General features: G+C 70.4%; 16 protein-coding genes. 9 read left to right on the top strand and 7 right to left on the bottom strand.

The features are described from left to right. Nucleotides 1–2: 2 nt before the first annotated feature. On the top strand, nucleotides 3–1,226 hold the full coding sequence (locus ABD912_RS15915; RefSeq protein WP_345152273.1) for an MFS transporter: 1,224 nt from the start codon (nucleotides 3–5) through the stop codon (nucleotides 1,224–1,226). Nucleotides 1,227–1,836: 610 nt separating this feature from the next. On the opposite strand, the gene ABD912_RS15910 is transcribed toward ABD912_RS15915, so the two are convergent. Together ABD912_RS15910 and ABD912_RS15905 are read right to left on the bottom strand one after the other, a co-directional pair. After that, nucleotides 1,837–3,183, bottom strand: coding sequence for an MFS transporter (locus ABD912_RS15910; RefSeq protein ID WP_345152271.1), 1,347 nt, complete (start codon nucleotides 3,181–3,183; stop codon nucleotides 1,837–1,839). 111 nt (nucleotides 3,184–3,294) lie between these two features. Next, entirely contained in the window at nucleotides 3,295–4,125 is an 831-nt protein-coding gene (locus ABD912_RS15905) for an alpha/beta fold hydrolase (protein ID WP_345152268.1), read from the bottom strand. A 313-nt stretch (nucleotides 4,126–4,438) separates the two neighbouring features. Here ABD912_RS15905 and ABD912_RS15900 point away from each other — a divergent pair, with 313 nt between their 5' ends. The 8 genes from ABD912_RS15900 to ABD912_RS15865 all read left to right on the top strand — a co-directional run bounded on the left by ABD912_RS15900 (nucleotide 4,439) and on the right by ABD912_RS15865 (nucleotide 14,666). After that, nucleotides 4,439–6,064, top strand: a complete 1,626-nt coding sequence (locus ABD912_RS15900) for an ABC transporter substrate-binding protein (protein ID WP_345152267.1) — start codon at nucleotides 4,439–4,441, stop codon at nucleotides 6,062–6,064. 44 nt (nucleotides 6,065–6,108) lie between these two features. Further along, a complete protein-coding gene (locus ABD912_RS15895; RefSeq protein WP_345152264.1) occupies nucleotides 6,109–7,020 on the top strand; it encodes a VOC family protein in 912 nt (303 codons plus the stop codon). Between the two features lie 10 nt (nucleotides 7,021–7,030). Beyond that, nucleotides 7,031–8,248 carry an acyl-CoA dehydrogenase family protein gene (locus tag ABD912_RS15890; protein ID WP_345152263.1) on the top strand — a complete coding sequence of 406 codons (1,218 nt, stop codon included), beginning with the start codon at nucleotides 7,031–7,033 and terminating at the stop codon, nucleotides 8,246–8,248. Nucleotides 8,249–8,405: 157 nt separating this feature from the next. Continuing rightward, the gene (locus ABD912_RS15885) at nucleotides 8,406–9,614 is read left to right on the top strand and encodes a thiolase family protein (protein ID WP_345152262.1); all 1,209 of its coding nucleotides are present in this window, start codon (nucleotides 8,406–8,408) and stop codon (nucleotides 9,612–9,614) included. A 27-nt stretch (nucleotides 9,615–9,641) separates the two neighbouring features. Then, on the top strand, nucleotides 9,642–10,316 hold the full coding sequence (locus tag ABD912_RS15880; RefSeq protein ID WP_345152261.1) for a 3-oxoacid CoA-transferase subunit A: 675 nt from the start codon (nucleotides 9,642–9,644) through the stop codon (nucleotides 10,314–10,316). Further along, nucleotides 10,313–10,972, top strand: coding sequence for a 3-oxoacid CoA-transferase subunit B (locus ABD912_RS15875; RefSeq protein ID WP_345152260.1), 660 nt, complete (start codon nucleotides 10,313–10,315; stop codon nucleotides 10,970–10,972). Before ABD912_RS15880 ends, ABD912_RS15875 begins: the two co-directional genes overlap by 4 nt. Nucleotides 10,973–11,072: 100 nt before the next feature. After that, on the top strand, nucleotides 11,073–11,909 hold the full coding sequence (locus tag ABD912_RS15870; RefSeq protein ID WP_345152257.1) for an IclR family transcriptional regulator domain-containing protein: 837 nt from the start codon (nucleotides 11,073–11,075) through the stop codon (nucleotides 11,907–11,909). A 171-nt stretch (nucleotides 11,910–12,080) separates the two neighbouring features. Continuing rightward, nucleotides 12,081–14,666, top strand: coding sequence for a SpoIID/LytB domain-containing protein (locus ABD912_RS15865; protein ID WP_345152256.1), 2,586 nt, complete (start codon nucleotides 12,081–12,083; stop codon nucleotides 14,664–14,666). A 152-nt stretch (nucleotides 14,667–14,818) separates the two neighbouring features. Here ABD912_RS15865 and ABD912_RS15860 read toward each other — a convergent pair whose 3' ends face one another. From ABD912_RS15860 to ABD912_RS15840, 5 genes are all read right to left on the bottom strand, one after another. Then, complete coding sequence (locus ABD912_RS15860; RefSeq protein ID WP_345152255.1) at nucleotides 14,819–15,730, bottom strand: LysR family transcriptional regulator; 912 nt, start codon at nucleotides 15,728–15,730, stop codon at nucleotides 14,819–14,821. A 159-nt stretch (nucleotides 15,731–15,889) separates the two neighbouring features. After that, the gene (locus tag ABD912_RS15855) at nucleotides 15,890–16,159 is read right to left on the bottom strand and encodes a hypothetical protein (RefSeq protein WP_345152254.1); all 270 of its coding nucleotides are present in this window, start codon (nucleotides 16,157–16,159) and stop codon (nucleotides 15,890–15,892) included. A 64-nt stretch (nucleotides 16,160–16,223) separates the two neighbouring features. After that, complete coding sequence (locus ABD912_RS15850) at nucleotides 16,224–16,736, bottom strand: hypothetical protein (RefSeq protein WP_345152251.1); 513 nt, start codon at nucleotides 16,734–16,736, stop codon at nucleotides 16,224–16,226. 211 nt (nucleotides 16,737–16,947) lie between these two features. Further along, nucleotides 16,948–17,949, bottom strand: coding sequence for an LLM class flavin-dependent oxidoreductase (locus ABD912_RS15845; RefSeq protein ID WP_345152250.1), 1,002 nt, complete (start codon nucleotides 17,947–17,949; stop codon nucleotides 16,948–16,950). 158 nt (nucleotides 17,950–18,107) lie between these two features. Beyond that, nucleotides 18,108–18,401 (bottom strand): hypothetical protein, encoded by a 294-nt coding sequence (locus ABD912_RS15840; protein WP_345152248.1) that lies wholly within the window; start codon nucleotides 18,399–18,401, stop codon nucleotides 18,108–18,110.

The following is an 18,401-nucleotide window of genomic DNA, read 5'->3' as shown; positions in this document are numbered from 1 at the left end:
GCGTGTCCTCCGCGCCCGTCTCCGCGGGCGGTTTCGGCTGGTGGACGCCGGCCTTCGGCAAAGGCATCGGCACCGCGCTGCTGATTTGGGGCGCCTACTGGATCGGCATCACCACCGTCCAGTGGCATGTGGCCTCGCTGCCGGACACCGGACCCGCGGAAATGGGCCTGCTGTATTTCATCCAGCTGGCGCCCATGCTGTTCCTGACGCCGTTCCTCGGACCGCTGCTGGACCGGGTGGGGGGACGCCCGGTGCTGCTCGGGACCGGGATGTTCATGGGAGCCGCCGCGGCCTGCGGGGTGCTGCTCGGCGGGCTCGGGCTGCTGGACTTCGGCCTCGGTGCGGCCCTGTCCGCCTGCCTGGGGCTGTGCATGGCGTTGGGCTCACCGGCGGTCCATGCCCTGATTCCCACGACGGTCAGCCTGGCGGGCCTGTCCCCGGCGGTGCGCTCGGTGTCCGTCACGCAAAATATCGCCCGCCTTCTGGGCCCGATGGCGGCCGGGGCGCTGCTGCTCCACGTCGGGGTGCCGTTCGCCGTCGCCGTCGTTGCGGTCCTGGCCCTGGCCGGCACGCTGCTGCTGGTGCGGGTCCCGGGCCAGCGCCCGGAGCGCGCCGCGGACGCCGCCGGCGGCCTGGCCGAACTGGTCTCCGGGTTCCGGATCGCCTACTCCATTCCGCCGGTGCGCCGGGCCCTGCTGCTGATGTTCGCCAACTCGATGCTGAACCTCTCCCACGTCTCGATGCTCCCCTCGATCGCCACCGGCGTCCTCAGGGTGGGCGAGGCCGGCTTTGCGGCCCTGCTGGCGGCCGGCGGCGTCGGAGGCCTGCTCGGGGCACTGTTTCCGCTGTCCAGGATGCGCAGCCTGCGCACCATCTCGGCGCTGTTCGCCGCCAGCGCGGCGGGGCTGGTGCTGCTGGCCTTCGCGGGGGCGCTCCCGTTGGCCGTCTCCGCCAGTTGCCTCATGGCCGCGCTGGGGGTCATGACCGCCATCAGCCTGAACATCCACATCCAGCGCAGCATCACCCAGGAGATCCGCGGTCGCGTGATGAGCCTGTTCACCTGGGCCTGGGGAGGTTTCCTGCCCATCGGCGGGCTGTTCCTCGGCACGGTCGCGGACCACGCCTCGGTCCGCGCGGCCCTCCTGGCGACGGCCGCCCTGCTCGGCGCGGTCGCCGCGATCAACCTCGCCGCCCCTTTCGCGGCAACCCCTTCTCCCGAAAAGTGATGCGTAAGTGCGGGTGTTCACCCGAATCCTGACGCTTAGGTGCCGGTACTTCCCGGAATTTTGCTACCTGCGGGACAGTGTTCCCGGGATTTTGCTCGCTTGGAGGCAGTGCAGCGCGAATTGTGCGCGGGGCTGTCAGGATCGCTGCCGCCGGTCGCGGTTGCCTTGAGCAGCGGGCAATTGCGACGGCGGAGCCTGACTTCCGCTCATGCCCTTGGCTGTGGGGGGGCGGGGCCGGGGCGCCCTTTCAAGCTGGAGCTTCGTCCAACCCGGTCTTTTTCCACCAGCGGCTTCGCGGCCGCCTAGCGGACAAGGTCTCTCCGGCATGTTTCCTGAAGGGTCTGCGGTCCGATGGCGACTGCCAGTTCTCCCTGCCGGGAGCAGCGGCCCGCGGCCGACGCGTGCGCCGGGTCCCGGCGTCGTGCTGGCCGGCACGACGCCGGTCGGCATCCCGCCGGTGAGGCGAGGCGCCGGCCGAAGCCGCGCACAATCCCGGCGGGACTGCCTCCAAGCGAGCAAAATCCCGGGGACACTGTCCCGCGGCTAGCAAAATTCCGGTGAGGACCCGCACCTACGCGTCAGGATTCGGGTGAACACCCTCACTTTCGCGTCACTTTTCGGGAGAGGAGGTGTCCTGGGGGTCGTCGAGCCGGGAGAAGCCGTTGCCGCGCAGGACCAGGGCCAGGACCAGGACGCAGGCCAGCATGGAGGCGCCCGCCAGGACCACCGCCGTCTGCACGCCCCACAAATCCGCGGCCCAGCCCTGCAGCAGGGAGCCGACGGGCATCGAGGCGGTGAAGAACATCAGCCGCGCGGCAAGCACCCGGCCGCGAAGCCGCTCGGCCACGATCAGCTGCACCGCCGTGTTGATCCCGGAAATGGCGGCCAGGAAGCAGGCGCCGAGCAGGACCATGCAGGGGATCGCCAGCGCGAAGCTGGGGGTGAACCCGAGCGCGACCAGCCCCACCCCGTACAGCAGCATGGCCCACTTGACCACCTTGCTGATGGGCAGGACCCTGCTCCAGCCCGCGATGAGCGGGGCCACCAGCACGGCCCCGACGCCGAGCGCGGCGTTGAGCATCCCGAGGCCGGTGGCGCCGACGCCGTAGACCGTGTCCGCGAAGACCACCGTGAGCTGGAAGAGCGGGTTGCCGAAAAGTCCGACCATGACCGAGAGCAGGATGCCGACGAGCAGGCCGCGCTGGCCCAGGATGTACCGGCAGGCGCCGATGAACTCGCCGACCACCGGTCCGGGGGACCGGCCCGACGGCGGCTGGGTGGAGGTCACGCACAGCAGCGCCGCCAGGACGAAGCCGAAGGACAGGAAGTTGAAGAAGAAGGCCCAGGACGGGCCCAGCGTGGCCAGCAGCACGCCGGCGATCGCCGGTCCGATCGCCCGCGCCGCGTTGAACTGCATCGAGTTGAGCGCGACCGCGGACATGAGGTCCTCGCGCGGCACCAGGTCGTTGACGAACGACTGCCAGGACGGCATGTTGATGCCGTTGATGATGCCGATCAGGCTCACGAACCCCAGCAGCATGTACGGGTCGTGCCATCCGGACGCCCACGCGCCCCACAGGGCAAAGGTCACGACGGCGAGGGAGGCCTGGGTGGCCAGCAGGACGCGGCGCCGGTCGAAACGGTCGGCCACGTGGCCGCCCAGGGGACCCAGTAGGACCGCGGGGGCCAGTTGGGCCAGCGTGGCGTACGCGACCCAGACCGCGCTGCCGGTCAGGGTGAAGAGAATGTAGGGAACCGTCAGGTTGCTCAGCCACGTCCCGGTGTTGGAGGCGAGCGCACCGAACCAGAAGATCGTGTAGTCGCGGTGGCGGAAGGCCCGGAACGAATGGACCAGGCCCTGGTCCTTGGGGGCCTTGCCGCGGATGCGCTTCGGAGGGGCGCCGGTGGCGGGAAGCGGATCGGGAACCGAATCCCCGGGGTCGAGAGGCGGGGTCATGGTGTGTCCCCGGTGGCGTGGGCCGTGGCCATTGCGGATACCCTCCCTGGACTGGCCGAAACCGGGCCGGGGCTGCGTGCCCCCGGCCCGGTTTCGCGCTGCGTATGGATGCTAGTTGTTGGCGACGAAGTCCGCCACCAGGCGGTTGAACTCCGCCGGATGCTCCACCATGGCCCAGTGGCCGCAGCGGTTGAGCAGCACCAGCCGCGAGTTCGGGATGACCGAAACCAGGCTCAGCGAGTTCTCGAAGTGCACCACGCGGTCGTCGCGGCCGTGGACGATCAGTGCGGGGACCTCGCTGGTGGCCAGCGGGCTCAGGTCCAGGCGCTTCCGGCCGGCCGGGATGCCGTCGATGAAGTTCTGCAGGTGGTCCGGGCGGGACGTCGCGGCCTCGGAGCGCTGGTTCACCAGTTCGTCGGTGGCGAACTGCGGGTCGAACGTCATGATGTCCACGAGCGCGCGCATGCCGGCCGGGGACGGGTCGTGGTAGGCGGCCTGCAGCACCTTGATGCCTTCGCTGCGCCCGGCGGCGGAGAAGAGCGCGGAGCCGCCGCCGGAACCCATGGTGATCAGGTGGGAGATGCGGTCAGGGTGTTCCATGGCGAAGCGGATGGAGGTCATGCCGCCCATGGAGTTGCCGATGAACGCGGCCTTCTCGATGCCCAGCGCGTCCAGGACCTGCAGCGCGGCCTCGACGTGGTCGCGCTCCTCGAGCGTGACGGCGTCGGACTTGCCCCAGCCGGGCATGTCCACGGCGATGCAGCGGAAGTTCTCCGCGAGCTCGCGCATGTTCGGGCCGAAGTTGCTCCAGCCCGTGGCCCCGGGGCCGGAACCGTGGAGCATCAGCAGCGGCTGGCCCTGGCCGGCCTCGTAGTAATGGATCTTCCAGTCCTTGGTCTGGACGTATCGGCTGGTGCCTTCGGCGGTCAGTTCGAGAGCCATGTGGTTACTCCGCTCGACGTTGAGGTGGGTGGGGGCGGCGCGGGGCCGCTGGGCCTGCGGATCGGTTATCTGCAGATTGGCCAGTGCCGACGTTCCCCCATCCGGGCCCACCCCCCAACCAAATGGTTCCGCGGTGTGGAACATCCAAATAATTCGGCCCTCATGCCGGATAGCGGAACATTTTTGTCGGCGCTGGGACGTGTCGCGCATCACAGTCTCTTCATCGGAGGGCCGGCCGGGCCGCGGGGAATCCCCGCCGCCGCACCCCAACCCCTCACGGCAAGAGTTCTCGTGAACGAAAGGCAAGTTCCCTATGAAGGCTCTCAAGATCGCGGCGACGGGCATCGTGGCCCTGTCGCTTGCGTTGACGGGATGTTCCGGGACGTCGAAGGCGACGCCTGACAACGGACCCGCCAATGCCCTGCCCGCGGGCGTCACGGTCACCGCCACGGGAGGCCAGGCGTTCCAGCGCAACGCCGCCGTCGACGGCGGCACGCTGCGCACCGGCACGATTGCTCCGGTGGAAACGCTGGATCCGATGTCACCGCTCAACTCGGGCGGCCTGCCGGTGGCCCGGGCGGTCTTCGACGCGTTGTTCGTCTACGACAAGGACGGTGCCTCGGTCCCCGAACTCGCCAAGTCCTTGGAGTCCACCGACAAGGGCAAGACGTGGACCCTGAAGCTGCCCGCGGACGTGAAGTTCTCCGACGGCACCGCGTTCAACTCGGAGGCCGTGAAGAAGCACGTCGAGCGGTTGGCCTCGGAGAAGTCCCAGTCCCGTTCCGCGGGCGACGCCCGCAACGTCGCGAAGATGGAAACCCCGGACGCGACCACCCTGGTGCTGACCCTGAAGAACGAGACGATGCGCTTCCCGAAGTTCTTCACCTACGGCATCACGGGCATCGGTGCCCTGGTGCCTTCCCCGACGGCCGTTGAGAAGTACGGGGCCGGCTTCGGCCAGAAGATCGTCGGCGCCGGACCGTTCACCCTCGAATCCTTCCAGGCCGGCGGCGAAATCAAGCTGAAGAAGAACCCTAACTACCGCCTGGCCGGCAAACCCCACCTGGACGGGCTGACCTTCGTGACGGCGACCGACACCCAGTCCCGCCTGGCCGGGACCATCGCTGGGGACCTGGACCTGGCCAGCACGCAGGCCGCCTCCGACCTGGTTGATGCCGAGGCCGGTGGCCTGACGGCACTGACCCAGGAGACCACCACCTACTACGACATCCTGTTCAACCTGGACAAGGCCCCGTTCGACGACGTGCGCTTCCGCGAGGCCGTGATCCGCGCGATCGACCTGGACGGGCTGAACAAGGCGGTGTTCGACGGACTGCAGACCCCGATGACCGGCATGCTGCCCAAGTCCAACCCCTACTACATCGACACCGACTGGCCCTCCTACGACCCGGAGAAGGCCAAGGCCTTGATTGAGGAGTACGTCAAGGACACCGGCAACAAGGCCGAATTCAAGATCACCACCACCTCCCCGCCGGAGTTCCAGAAGCAGGCCCAGGTCATGCAGCAGATGCTCGCCGACGCCGGGATCACCATGACCATCAACGTGGGCGACCAGCCGACGATGGTCACCGAGGCCTTCGCGGGCAAGTTCGACTCCCAGCACCGCTTCACCGGCATCGCCGCCGAGACGGACCAGGCCCTGAGCACCGATTACCTGAGCACCTCCCCGGTGAACAACACCCAGGGTTCGGACCCCAAGGTCGACGAGCTGCTGCTGGGCCTGAACGCCGACTACTCGCCGGAGCACCGCACGCAGGTCTACACCGACCTGCAGAAGCAGTTCCGCCAGTGGCTGCCGATCGTCCCGCTCATCCAGCACCAGAACGGCTGGTACGTCGGCAAGAAGGTCGGCAACTTCCCGGGCACCCTGCCCGGCACCGTCGAACCCGACGTGCGCGAGCTCTGGATCTCCAAGTAGCCACCATCCCACCCAATTCCCTGAAACCAAGGAGAAGTCAGATCATGGCAGCATCCGTCAAAAGCCTCGGCTACCTCATCGTCAATTCGACCGACCTCGACGCCTGGGAGCGGTTCGGCTCCGGCCTGCTGGGCCTGCAGGCCTCGGTCAAGACCCCCGAACGCCTGGAGTTCCGCGCCGACGAGAAGGAATACCGGATCGTCGTCAACAAGTCCGAGCGCAACGGCGTCGAGGCCATCGGCTGGGAGGTCGGCGGGCCGGCCGACCTGGCCGAACTGGTGGAGACCCTGCGCGCGGCCGGGTTCGGCGTGAAGGAAATGGACGCCCAGGCCCTGAAGGCGCGCCGCATCACCGCCGGCGCCGTGTTCCGTGACCCGGACGGGCTGGTGGACCTGGAGTTGCACTACGGCCTGCGCGAGGCCACCGACCGCTTCGTCTCCCCGGCCGGCGCCGGCTTCGTCACCGGCAGGGGCGGACTGGGCCACGTCTTCCAGACGGTCCTCGACACCGAGGCGTACGCCCGCCTCTACTTCGACATCCTGGGCTTCCGGCTCTCCGACCACATCGAGGCGGGTCCGGAAGGAAGCGTCGACCTGACCTTCACCCACTGCAACGAGCGCCACCACTCCTTCGCCTTCGCCCACATCCCGGGCGTCCCGTCGGACATCGGGCACCTGATGCTGGAGGTCGATGAGCTCGACATCATCGGCCGGGCCTGGGACAAGGTCCTGGAGGAAGACGCCGCCCCGATCCTGTCCACCCTGGGCAAGCACACCAACGACAAGATGGTCTCCTTCTACGTCCGCAGTCCCTCCGGATTCGGCATCGAGTACGGCACCGGCGGCATCCTCATCGACGAGGCGACGTGGACCCCGACCCGCTACTCCGCCGCCCACTACTGGGGCCACTCCCGCGTCACTCCGGTGGACCCGACCGACCCTGCCGACAACACCTAGGAGGGGATCCATGAGCACCACGGAAATCGACGACCGGCAGGCTACGCAGGTTAGGGACATCGAGAACGCGGCCGGCGTCCTGGAAAGGGCCGAGGCGCTGGCCGGGTTCTTCGAGTCCCAGGCCCGGGAGGCCGAGGACCTGGGCCGGCTGCCGGACCGCACGGTCCAGGCCATGAAGGACGCGCAGATCGTCCGGCTGCTCCAGCCCAAGCGGTACGGCGGCCACGAGGCCCACCCGGTGGACTTTGCCAAGGCCGTCCTCGGCATCGGCGCGCGCTGCGGCGCGGCCGGCTGGGTCGCCGGCGTCGTGGGGGTGCATCCGCACGAACTCGCCTTGGCCGATCCGCGCGTGCAGGAGGAGATCTGGGGCGGGGACGTCAACACCTGGGTGGCGTCCCCGTACGCGCCGATGGGGGTGGCGAAGCCGGTCGACGGCGGCTTCGTCTTCAACGGGCACTGGAAGTTCTCCTCCGGCACTGACGGGTGCGACTGGGTGATCATCGGCGGCTTCGTCGCCCACCCGGACGGCACCCCGAACCGGGAGGACATCCGCCACTTCATCCTTCCGCGCGGGGACTACGAGATCCTGCAGGATTCCTGGCAGGTCTCCGGCCTCAAGGGGTCAGGGTCGAAGGACCTGGTGGTCCGGGACGCCTTCGTCCCGGACTACCGGGTGGTCCCCGGGGTGATCGAGGACCTGTGGGGCGCCGCGCGCGCCGTGGGCCTGGAGGCCCCTGTCTACGCGATGCCGCGGGCGGTGATGTTCGCCGGGACCATCAACACCGGCACGCTCGCGCTGGCCCAGGGCGCGCTGGGGGCGTTCATCGCCTACACCCGGGTGCGCAGCAACGCGGCCGGTCCGGCGTCGCAGAACATGGTCCAGCTGCAGGTGCTGGGCGAGGCCGCTGCCGACATCGAGCTCAGCATCGAGAAGCAGCTGACCGACTTCAACCGCGTCCACGACCACGTCGCCACCGGCCGCAACGCGCCGCTGGAACTGGTGGTCGAGGTCCGCCGCAACCAGGTGCGCAACACGCACCGGGCGCTGGCCGCCGTCGACAACCTGTTCCTGCATGCCGGGGGCGCCTCGCTGCACCTGGACCAGCCGCTGCAGCGCTTCTGGCGGGACATGCACGCGGCCATGAACCACATGTGCAACGTCGCCGAGCCGGTCTACGGCAACTACGCGCTGAACCTCTTCGGCCACCCGGTCATCGGCCGCGTCTAGCGGGCGGGCAGGGGTGCCCCGGGCCGTACGGTCCGGGGCACTTTTGCGTGCCGGAAAGTCGGTGGGGTCTTGCCCGCCGGCCCGCCCCGGGGTTAGAGTTCAATGAGCGAACAAGAGTTCACGATGTGAACATCTCATGACGGGAGCAGGAAAACCGATGCAGCAGGCCTTTGTGTACGACGCCGTCCGCACGCCTTTCGGGAAGATCGGCGGCGCCCTGTCCGGGCACCGTCCGGACGACCTCGCGGCCCTGGTCGTCAAGACCATGGTCGGGCGTGCCCCCGGGCTGGACCCGGCGACCATCGACGAGGTCGTTTTCGGCAACGCCAACGGCGCCGGCGAGGAGAACCGCAACGTCGCCCGCATGGCCACCCTGCTGGCCGGCCTGCCGACCTCCATCCCGGGCACCACGGTCAACCGCCTCTGCGGCTCCTCGCTGGACGCCGCGATCGTCGCCTCCCGCCAGATCGAGGTGGGCGAGGCCGACCTCATGCTCATCGGCGGCGTCGAGTCGATGTCCCGCGCCCCCTGGGTCCTGCCCAAGACCGAGCGCCCGTTCCCGATGAGCAACCTCGAGCTGGCCAACACCACCCTCGGCTGGCGCCTGGTCAACCCGAACATGCCCGCCGAGTGGACCGTCTCCCTGGGCGAGGCCACCGAGCAGCTGCGCGAGAAGCACAACATCTCCCGCGAGGCCCAGGACGAGTTCTCGGCCCGCTCCCACCAGCTCGCCGCCAAGGCCTGGGACGAGGGCAAGTACGGCAACCTCGTGGTTCCGGTGCCGCCGGCCTCTAGGAAGGGCACGGAGTTCACCCGCGACGAGACCGTCCGTCCGGACTCCACCGCCGAGACTCTTGGCGGCCTGCGCACCGTCTTCCGCACCGGCGAGAACGCCACCGTCACCGCCGGCAACGCCTCCCCGATGAACGACGGCGCCTCCGCCGCCTGGCTCGGCTCCGAGAAGGCCGCCGGCCTGCTCGGCATCGAACCGATCGCCCGGATCGCCGGCCGCGCCACCTCCGCCAACGAGCCGCAGTTCTTCGGCGAAGCCCCGGTGGAGGCCGCCAACCTCGCGCTCAAGCGCGCCGGGATCGGCTGGGAGGACGTCGCCGCCGTCGAACTGAACGAGGCCTTCGCCGCGCAGTCCATCGCCTGCCTGAACCAGTGGGGGATCGACCAGGACATCGTCAACGCCTGGGGCGGCGCCATCGCGATCGGCCACCCGCTGGGCGCCTCCGGCCTGCGCGTGCTCGGCACGCTGGCCCGCCGCCTCCAGGAATCCGGCGACCGCTGGGGCGTCGCGGCCCTCTGCATCGGCGTCGGCCAGGGCATCGCCGTCGTGCTCGAGAACACCAACGCCCGCTAAAGACCACCACAGGAAGAAGGAAGACCCATGGCACCACGCTTTGCGGCCTCCGCCGCGGAGGCCGTCTCCGGCATCCGCGACGGGGCCACCGTGCTCATCGGCGGCTTCGGCAACGCCGGCCAGCCGATGGAACTGATCGACGCGCTGATGGATTGCGGCGCCACCGGCCTGACGGTCGTGAACAACAACGCGGGCCAGGCCGACGCCGGCCTGGCGCTGCTCATCAAGGAACGCCGCGTGAAGAAGATCATCTGCTCCTTCCCGCGCCAGTCCGACTCCTGGCACTTCGACGAGGCCTACCGGGCCGGGGAGATCGAGCTGGAACTGGTCCCGCAGGGCAACCTGGCCGAGCGCCTGCGCGCCGCCGGCGCCGGCATCGGCGGGTTCTTCACCCCCACCGGCTACGGCACCCTGCTGGCCGAGGGCAAGGAAACCCGGATCATCGACGGCAAGGGCTACGTCCTGGAGTCCCCGATCCACGCCGACTTCGCCCTGATCAAGGCGCTGCGCGCGGACCGCACCGGCAACCTGGTCTACCGCAAGACCGCCCGCAACTTCGGCCCGATCATGGCAGCCGCCGCCAAGCAGGCGATCGTGCAGGTCTCCGAGGTGGTGGAGACCGGCGGCATCGACCCGGAGGTCGTGGTGACCCCGGGCATCTACGTGGACACCGTCGTCGAAATCGGAGGGACCAACCGATGAGCACCACCTACACCTCCACCGACGCGCCGCTGGGCAAGAACGAGCTGGCGCAGCTGGTCGCCGCGGACATCGCCGAGGGCTCCTTCGTGAACCTGGGCATCGGCCAGCCCACGCTGGTCTCCAACTACCTCAGCCCGGAGCAGGGCGTCACCCTGCACACCGAGAACGGCATGCTCGGCATGGGCCCGGAGGCCACGGGGGAGCAGATCGACGAGGACCTCATCAACGCCGGCAAGATCCCGGTCACCGAGCTGCCCGGGGCCTCCTACTTCCACCACGCGGACTCCTTCGCGATGATGCGCGGCGGGCACCTGGACGTGTGCGTGCTCGGCGCGTTCCAGGTCTCCCAGGCCGGGGACCTGGCCAACTGGCACACCGGCGCCCCCGGCGCCATCCCCGCCGTCGGCGGTGCGATGGACCTGGCCATCGGCGCCAAGGAAACCTGGGTGATGATGGGCCTGTTCACCAAGCAGGGCGAGTCCAAGCTGGTCGAGGCGCTCACCTACCCGGTCACCGGCCTGGGCTGCGTCTCCCGCGTGTACACCGAGTCCGCGGTGTTCCTGATCGGCCCGGACGGGGTCGCCGTCCGCTCCACGCACGGCACCACCTTCGAGGAGCTGGCCGAGCGCCTGCCGGTGGAGCTCAAGCGAGCCTAGCCGCTGCCGTGCCCGCCGTGCCCGTCCAATCCGGCGGGCACGGCCGCTGCGGCTAGGATGGTCCGGTTGTCCAGCCCCACCTGATCCGCGAGAGGAACCCATGGAGTACGACGCCGGAGACTCCGCCGGCGCGGAGGAATCCTCCGCGGGCGGCCCGCCGGGCACGCAGTACGTGCAGTCCCTGGCCCGCGGGCTGGACGTGATCCGCGCGTTCGACGCCGAGCACCCCGCGATGACGCTCACCGACGTCGCCCGCCGCACCGGCCTCTCGCGCGCCACCGCCCGCCGCTTCCTGCACACCCTGGCCGACCTCGGCTACGTGCGCTTCGATGGCAAGCTCTTCGAACTCACCGCCCAGGTGCTGCAGCTGGGCTACTCCTACCTGTCCAGCCACACGCTGCCCCAGCTGATCGAACCGGTCCTGGAGGAACTCTCCGCGGAACTGAACGAGTCCTGCTCCGCCTCCATCCTGGACGGGGCCGACGTCGTCTACATCGCCCGCGTGCACACCCGGCGCATCATGCGTGTGGGCATCGCCGTGGGCACCCGCTTCCCGGCCTACGCCACCTCGATGGGACGGGTCCTGCTGGCCCACCTGGCCCCGGCGGAGCTGGACCGGGCGCTGGCGGCGCGCCCCCTGGTGCCGCTTACACCCAGCACGATCGTCTCGGAGGAATCCCTCCGCGCGGAGCTGGCCGCCGTGCGCGGGCGCGGCTGGTGCTTCGTGGACCAGGAACTGGAAACCGGGCTGCGTTCGATCGCGGTGCCGGTCTTCGGTGCGGACGGGACCGTGCAGGCCGCCCTGAACGTCTCCACCAGCACCCCCGCGCCCTCCCTGGGCACGCAGGAGGAGCCGCTCGCCACGGCCCTGGAGATGCTGCCCAGGCTCAGCGCCGCCGCGGAACGGATCTCCGCGGCCCTGCGCGCCCGCCGCTGATCCCGCGTCCGCCCGGACTCACAGGAAAGGCAGCTTACGCCCGGGGGCTGGCGGCCGAGAGGGTAAGGCGGTGCCGGACGCAACGCCGACAGCTGCGCCGCCGCCGGTCCGTGCCGGGTTAGGCCCGGCCCACCGCAGACCCCGGGATTGCCCGGCGAAAGGTGCTCCCGCATGCGCATCCCCGTCCGTACGGCCGTCGCGGCACTGGCCGCCGCGCTCCTCCTGCCCGCCCTGGCCCTCGCTGCCCCCGTTGCCCCGGCCGCGGCGGCCACGGCGGTGGCGGCCTCCGTCGCCACCGACAACAAGGCCTATCTGGCCGCGGCGGAGAAGAAGCTCGGCGGGGCCGACGCCTCGGCCAGCAAGACGGAGGACGGCGTCTCCTGGCGCTCCTACCGCTACGGCCTGGTCTTCTGGTCTGACACCCGCAAGGCCGTCACCGTGAAGACGGCGATCGCCCAGGCCTGGGCGGACACCGGATGGGAGAACGGCCCCCTGGGGTACCCGACCGGGGAGGAGTACAAAAGCGGCAGCGACGTGCGGCAGAAGTTCGACGGCGGCATCCTCGGCGTGCGCTCGGACGGCACCGCCTACCGGCTTGACCACGACGCCGTGCCCGCTTCCTTCACCGTCACCGGCGCCGGGTGGGGCCACGGCGTCGGCCTGAGCCAATACGGGGCCCGGGCCATGGCGGTCAACGGGTACACGGCCAAGGGGATCATCGAGTACTACTACACCGGGGCGACGGTCTCCGACTGGTCCGCCTACGCCGCCAGCGACATCCGCGTCCAACTGCTCAAGTCCTCCACCGCCTCGGCCACCGTCGCCGGGGGATCCCTGCGCCTGACCGACGGCGACCGGACCATTACCGCCGCCACCGGGGCCAAGGTGTCCTTCTCCGTCTCCGGCGGCAAGGCCAAGTACACGGTCACGAAGGTCTCCAAGGCCTCGGGCGGGCTCGAGGTCAAGGACGGGTCCGTCACCGCGACCGCCATCGGCGCCGTCGCCCTCAACTGGCAGGGGACCCGGGCCTGGGACCCCGCGGGCAAGGCGGTCGTCTCGGTGCCGAAGGCCAACAACGGCACCGGCACCGTCGGATACCGCCACGGCCGGATCGAGGCCAAGGTGGTCGACGGCCAGGTCAACCTGGTCAACGTCCTGCGCCTGAACGACGAATATCTCTATGGCCTGGCCGAGGTGCCCTCGTCCTGGCCCTCGGAAACCCTCAAGGTCCAGGCGATGGCCGGGCGCACCTACGCGCTGCGCAAGATGGGAACCGTGCGCTCCTCCTGCGACTGCAACGTGGTGGACGAGGTCGGCGACCAGAAGTTCACCGGCTGGAACAAGGAGTCCGAGGGAACCAACGCCTACTACGGCAACCGCTGGAAGGCGGCGGTGGACGCCACCGTGACCCGCAACGCCTCCGGTACCCCCACCCAGGCCAAGGCCGTCACCTACAAGGGCGCGCTGGCGCAGACCTACTACTCCTCCTCCAACGGCGGCCACTCGCGCTCCTCCGCCGACGTGTGGGGAGGGGCCGTGGCCTACCTGGTCGGCAAGGCGGACAAATGGTCGCTGCACGCCGACGCCGGCAACCCGAACGCCTCCTGGACCACGTCCATCACCCAGGCCCAGGCCGCCAAGGCGTTCGGCCTCGACGACGTCGCCAAGATCGGCTACGCCCAGAACTCGGACACCACCATCAAGACCGCGACGGCCACCTCCTCCAACGGGACCACCTCCACCATCAGCGGCTCCGACTTCCGCTTCACGGCGGTGTGGACGGGCGGGAACTACCCCAAGGCACCGTGGATCAAAAAGCTCACGGCTTCCAGCACCGCCGCGGCCAGCCGCAGCATCTCGGCCCGCTCCTACTGCTCCGCCACGATTTCGGCGGGCCGGAGCATCCAGGACGCGGTCAACAAGCAGCCGCAGGGAGCGGTGATCTGCTTGGGCAGCGGCCGCTTCAACACCGGCAACGTGGTGCTCAAGGCCCGGCAGACCCTGGTCGGGGCCGGGTCCACCGCAACGCACCTGGACGGCAGCGTGTCCGTGAAGACCACCAAGTCCGGCAAGCTGTACAAGATCAAGAGCACGTGGATCCCGACGTCCGACTCCGGCTCCGCCACCTGCAAGTCCGGCTACAAGTGCAACACCGCGCAGATGCTCTTCCGCAACGGGGCCCACCTGACGCCGGTCTCCTCCAAGTCGAAGGTCAAGTCCGGCACGTACTGGGTGGACCACAAGAACCGCACCGTCTGGACGGGGCAGGCCTCCAGCTCCAAGGTCTCCTACACCCTCGGGGCCCGCAGCTACGCCGTCAAGGCCGGCACGTGGTCCCGCGTGGGCCGGCTGAACGTCGTGGCCTACGCGAACGGTACGGACACCGGGGCGATCGTGCTCTCGGGAGCGCACAGCCAGGTCTTCAGCGCCCGCGCGGCGGTCAACCACGGCGCCGGCATCCGCATCACCGGCGCCTCCGCCTCGGTCACCGGGACCACGGCCAAGCTCAACGGCCAGGCGGGCATCGCGGTGGCCCGGACCAAACACGTGGTGATCTCCAAGTCCACCCTGACCTCCAACGGGTGGGCCGGATACGCCCGCGGCCGCTACACCGGGGGCCTGGCTGCCTACCAGGCCACGGTGAAGCTGACCGGTTCCACGGTCAGCTACAACACCGGAGCCGGCAGTACCGGGATCCGCTCCACCGGCTCCTCGACGGTCACCAAGTCCTCCGTCACCACCAAGGGCAACAAGTAGCCGGGGCAGCCGGGCCCTTCGGAAAAATCCCGCCCGCACGCCGCCGGGTTGGTTCCGGATGCTCCGGTCCGGCCATGGAGGCTTAGCCCCGGTCACGACGGCGGCGGCGCGCGCCGTCGTCGTCGTGCCTTCCGCACTGCCTCCCGCATTGCCTAGCGCACTGGGCCGTCCAGGATCCCGGAGAGGCGTTCGAGCAGCAGGTCCACCTGCGGGTTCGGCGCGCCATCGGGGCGCAGCGCCAGGATCCCGCGCACCGGACGGATCTCCGGCACGTCCACGATGACTGCCTCCGGAGGAAGCTGCCGCAGGGCCAGGTCCGGGACCAGTGCCGCGCCGAGGCCGGCCCGAACCAGCCCCAACGAGGCGTTGAAGTCGTCGCAGTAGGCGGCCACGTGCGGGTGCAGCCCGCAGGAGGCGAAGAGGCGGGCGATCACGGTGGCGTCCGGCGAGCCGGGGTGGTGCATGATCCACGGCATGCCGGCCAGCTGCTCGGCGCTGACCTCCGACCCGTCGGCCAGGCCCCACGCCCGCGGCAGGACCACGCGGAAGGGGTCCTCGCCGAGCCAGCGGCGTTCCAGGTGTCCGGGCCAGGCCAGGCCCGCGGTGCCGACCTGGAACACGATCGCCAGGTCCAGTTCGCCCCCGGCCCGCAGCCCCGGCACGGTTTGGGAGGGCTCGCCCACGCTCAGCCGCAGCGACAGGCCCAGCTGGTCCCAGCCGGGGGAGGCGAACAGCCGCGGCAGGGCGAAGGCCGCCAGCGAGGGGAAGATCCCGAGCCGGACCTCGTGCAGGGGGCGTCCGGCGGGGCCGGCCGCGGCCGCGGCGAGCAGGGCATCGAGGTCGGTCAGCACCCGGCGCGCGTGGCGAGCCATGGTGGTGGCAGCCTCGGTGGGGACGATGCTGCGCGCGGAACGGGTGAACAGCACGGCCCCCGTGTCCCGCTCCAGGGTGGCCATCTGCTGGGACACCGCGGAGGCGGTGTAGCCCAGCCGCGCCGCGGCCGCGGCGAAGGAACCCTGCCGCACCACCTCCAGCAGCGTGCGCAGGTGCACGGGGTTGACCATGGCCGCTCCTGTCCGGTGCCGTCCGCGGCCGTAGTGCCGCCGGACCAGCCTATCTTCAGGTCAGCCCAGCCTCCGAGCCAGCCAAACTTCCCGGCCCGCCCAACTTTCGGACCCGCCCACCTTCCGGCCGGCCCGGTTCCCCGGACGCAGGAGTGCGGGCTACTCGCCGATCTCCTCGGGACTCATGGGCGGCTCGTCGTCCGTGCTGTCCCAGGGCTCGGGCACCTCGTCGTCGTCCAGGTCCTCGGGGGCCGAGAGTTCGTCGTCCAGGAGGTACTTGTGCTTGTGGAGCGGGTCGATCTCATCCATCGTCTCCGGCGAGTCGGAGGAGCCGACCGGGGGAAGCCCGTCGCGGCCGTCGTCGGGCTCGGCGTCCAAGTCGTCCGCCGGTTCCTCGTCAAAGACGGTCTCGTCGTAGTAGTCGCTCATTTAGGCTCCTCCTTCGTCTGCCGGCGGTGCCGCCGGGCACATGGTCCACCGTACGCGATCCCGCTCAGCCGCCCAGCCAGCGGCTTGGATTCTCCAACCACATCAGGACGGTCGCCGCGGCCGCAAGCAGGAAGCCCGCCCACCCTGCGGCCGGGGACGCCATGCCAACGGCCATGGCCACGGACAGCGCCGTGGAGGACCACAGGGCCAGTCCCAGGGTGGCGGCGGCGAGCACGGTCAGGGCCAGGCGGGCCCGCGCGGAGCGCTCCTTCAGCCCCATGGCGAACAGCACCTGCAGCGCGGAGACCGCCAGCGTCAGCGCGGCGGCGGCGAAGCCCGGTGCGGCGAGCCCGCCCACCCCCAGTGCCGCGAGCATGCCGGCGAACCCGACCATCGCGAACAGCCCCATGGAGCCCGCGAGCAGGCCCAGCATCCCGCCGAGGATCCAGCAGTAGTAGGACGCGCGCAGCTCCGCAGGCAGTCCGTCCGCGTTGAGGATGCGGGCGAATCCGGTGCGGGGCAGCGGCCCGGTGCGGATCGGGGAGTGATGCCCGCGGCCCGGCAACGCAGCGCCCATGGCGGTTCACCCACTTCCATCCGGGGCGGCCCGGGCCGCCGCGTCCGTGGTTGCTACTCCTAGCCTATGGCCGCCCGCGCGGACGCGAAAGGACCCCTTTTCCGGCGGCAGTGCCGCGGAGAAGGGGTCCTTTCGGAGCGGATGCGCGCCGGCCGCGCGGGCCCGGGTCCGGAGGGCGGGAGCCCTGCGCTGCCCGGGGCGTACGCGGGGCCTACCGGGCGACGCCGGCCAGGCCCATGGCGTGCGCGGTCAGTTCGACCGAGTGCAGCCGCTCCTCCGCCTCCGGGAGGGCGTGCACGGTGATCAGCTCGTCGGCCTCGGCGTGCGCGGCGAACCCCTCGAGGTACTCGCGCACCGCCTCGGGCGTGCCGACGGCGGTGTACGTGAGCATGCGCAGCACCTGGTCGGCGGAGCCCGCATCGATGATGGCATCGACCTCGTCGTCGGTGAACTCGCGGGCCTGGCCGCGCAGCAGGAACCGGCGCACCCGCTCGCGGCGCACGCGCTCCATGCCGGACTGGGCGTCCGCGTTGCTGTCGGCGGCCACGACGCCGACGCCGGCCAGCACGTAGGGTTCGGCCAGCTGCTCCGAGGGGCGGAACTCCTTGCGGTAGAGGGCGACAGCCTGCTGCAGCGCCTCCGGGGCGAAGTGGGAAGCGAACGCGTAGGGCAGGCCCAACTGGGCTGCCAGGCGTGCCCCGAAGAGGCTGGAGCCGAGTACGTACAGGGGAACGCCGGTGCCCTTGCCCGGGTAGGCGTGCACGCCGGCGATGCGGCTTTCGTCGGAGAGGAAGGCCTGCAGTTCCAGCACGTCGTGCGGGAACGCATCCGCTGCCGCCGGGTCGCGGCGCAGCGCTTGGAAGGTGGCCATGTCACTGCCCGGGGCGCGTCCCAGCCCGAGGTCGATGCGGCCCGGGAAGAGGGTCTCCAGCGTGCCGAACTGTTCGGCGATCACCAGCGGGGAGTGGTTGGGCAGCATGATGCCGCCGGACCCCAGCCGGATGGTGGAGGTGTGGTTGGCGACGTGGGCGATCAGCACCGCGGTGGCGCTGGAGGCGATGCCGGGCATGTTGTGGTGCTCGGCGTACCAGATGCGGCGGTACCCGGCGGCCTCGGCGGCCTGCGCCAGGGCGACGCTTTCGGCGAAGGTCTGGGCGGCGTTACCGTCGCGACGGATCGGGGCGAGGTCGAGTATCGACAAAGGAAGGGTCACCTCCCTGCCAACCCGCACACCGGGCGGATCATTCCCCGCCGGTTCCGCGGCGTACCGACCTGGTGCTGGCCGGCCGGACGACGGCGGTTCGATCTGGCACACTTCTGCCTCTACGCAGCGGCCGACGGGCCGCTGGTGCTGCTGCCGGGCGCGGCCGTTCAGCGGATCCGCGAGCCTTGGGTCCCCGCGGAGCGTGCGGGGGTGCGGGCGGCCTGAGCGGCACCGCCCAGCGGCGGCAGCCCGGACTGCAGCAGGGCTTGGGCATCGCGGCGGGCGTCGGCATGCAGCTCCAGCGCCATCCGGGCCCGGGCGTGCGGCCGACGGGGTGGGCGGGCCGAGACCTGCTCGCCCCAGGCCACGAGGCGGTGCCCGGAGGCAACCAGCAGGGCGCCGAGTCGGGAACCGCCGACGTGGAACGGTGGTGCGGCAAGGGCTGCGCTGTTCTGTTGCAT

It is taken from the genome of Arthrobacter ginkgonis (genome assembly GCF_039540195.1).
GTDB lineage: Bacteria > Actinomycetota > Actinomycetes > Actinomycetales > Micrococcaceae > Zafaria > Zafaria ginkgonis.
The sequence above is the reverse complement of the archived record's forward strand: the minus strand, read 5'-3'. Positions and strand labels throughout refer to the sequence as shown.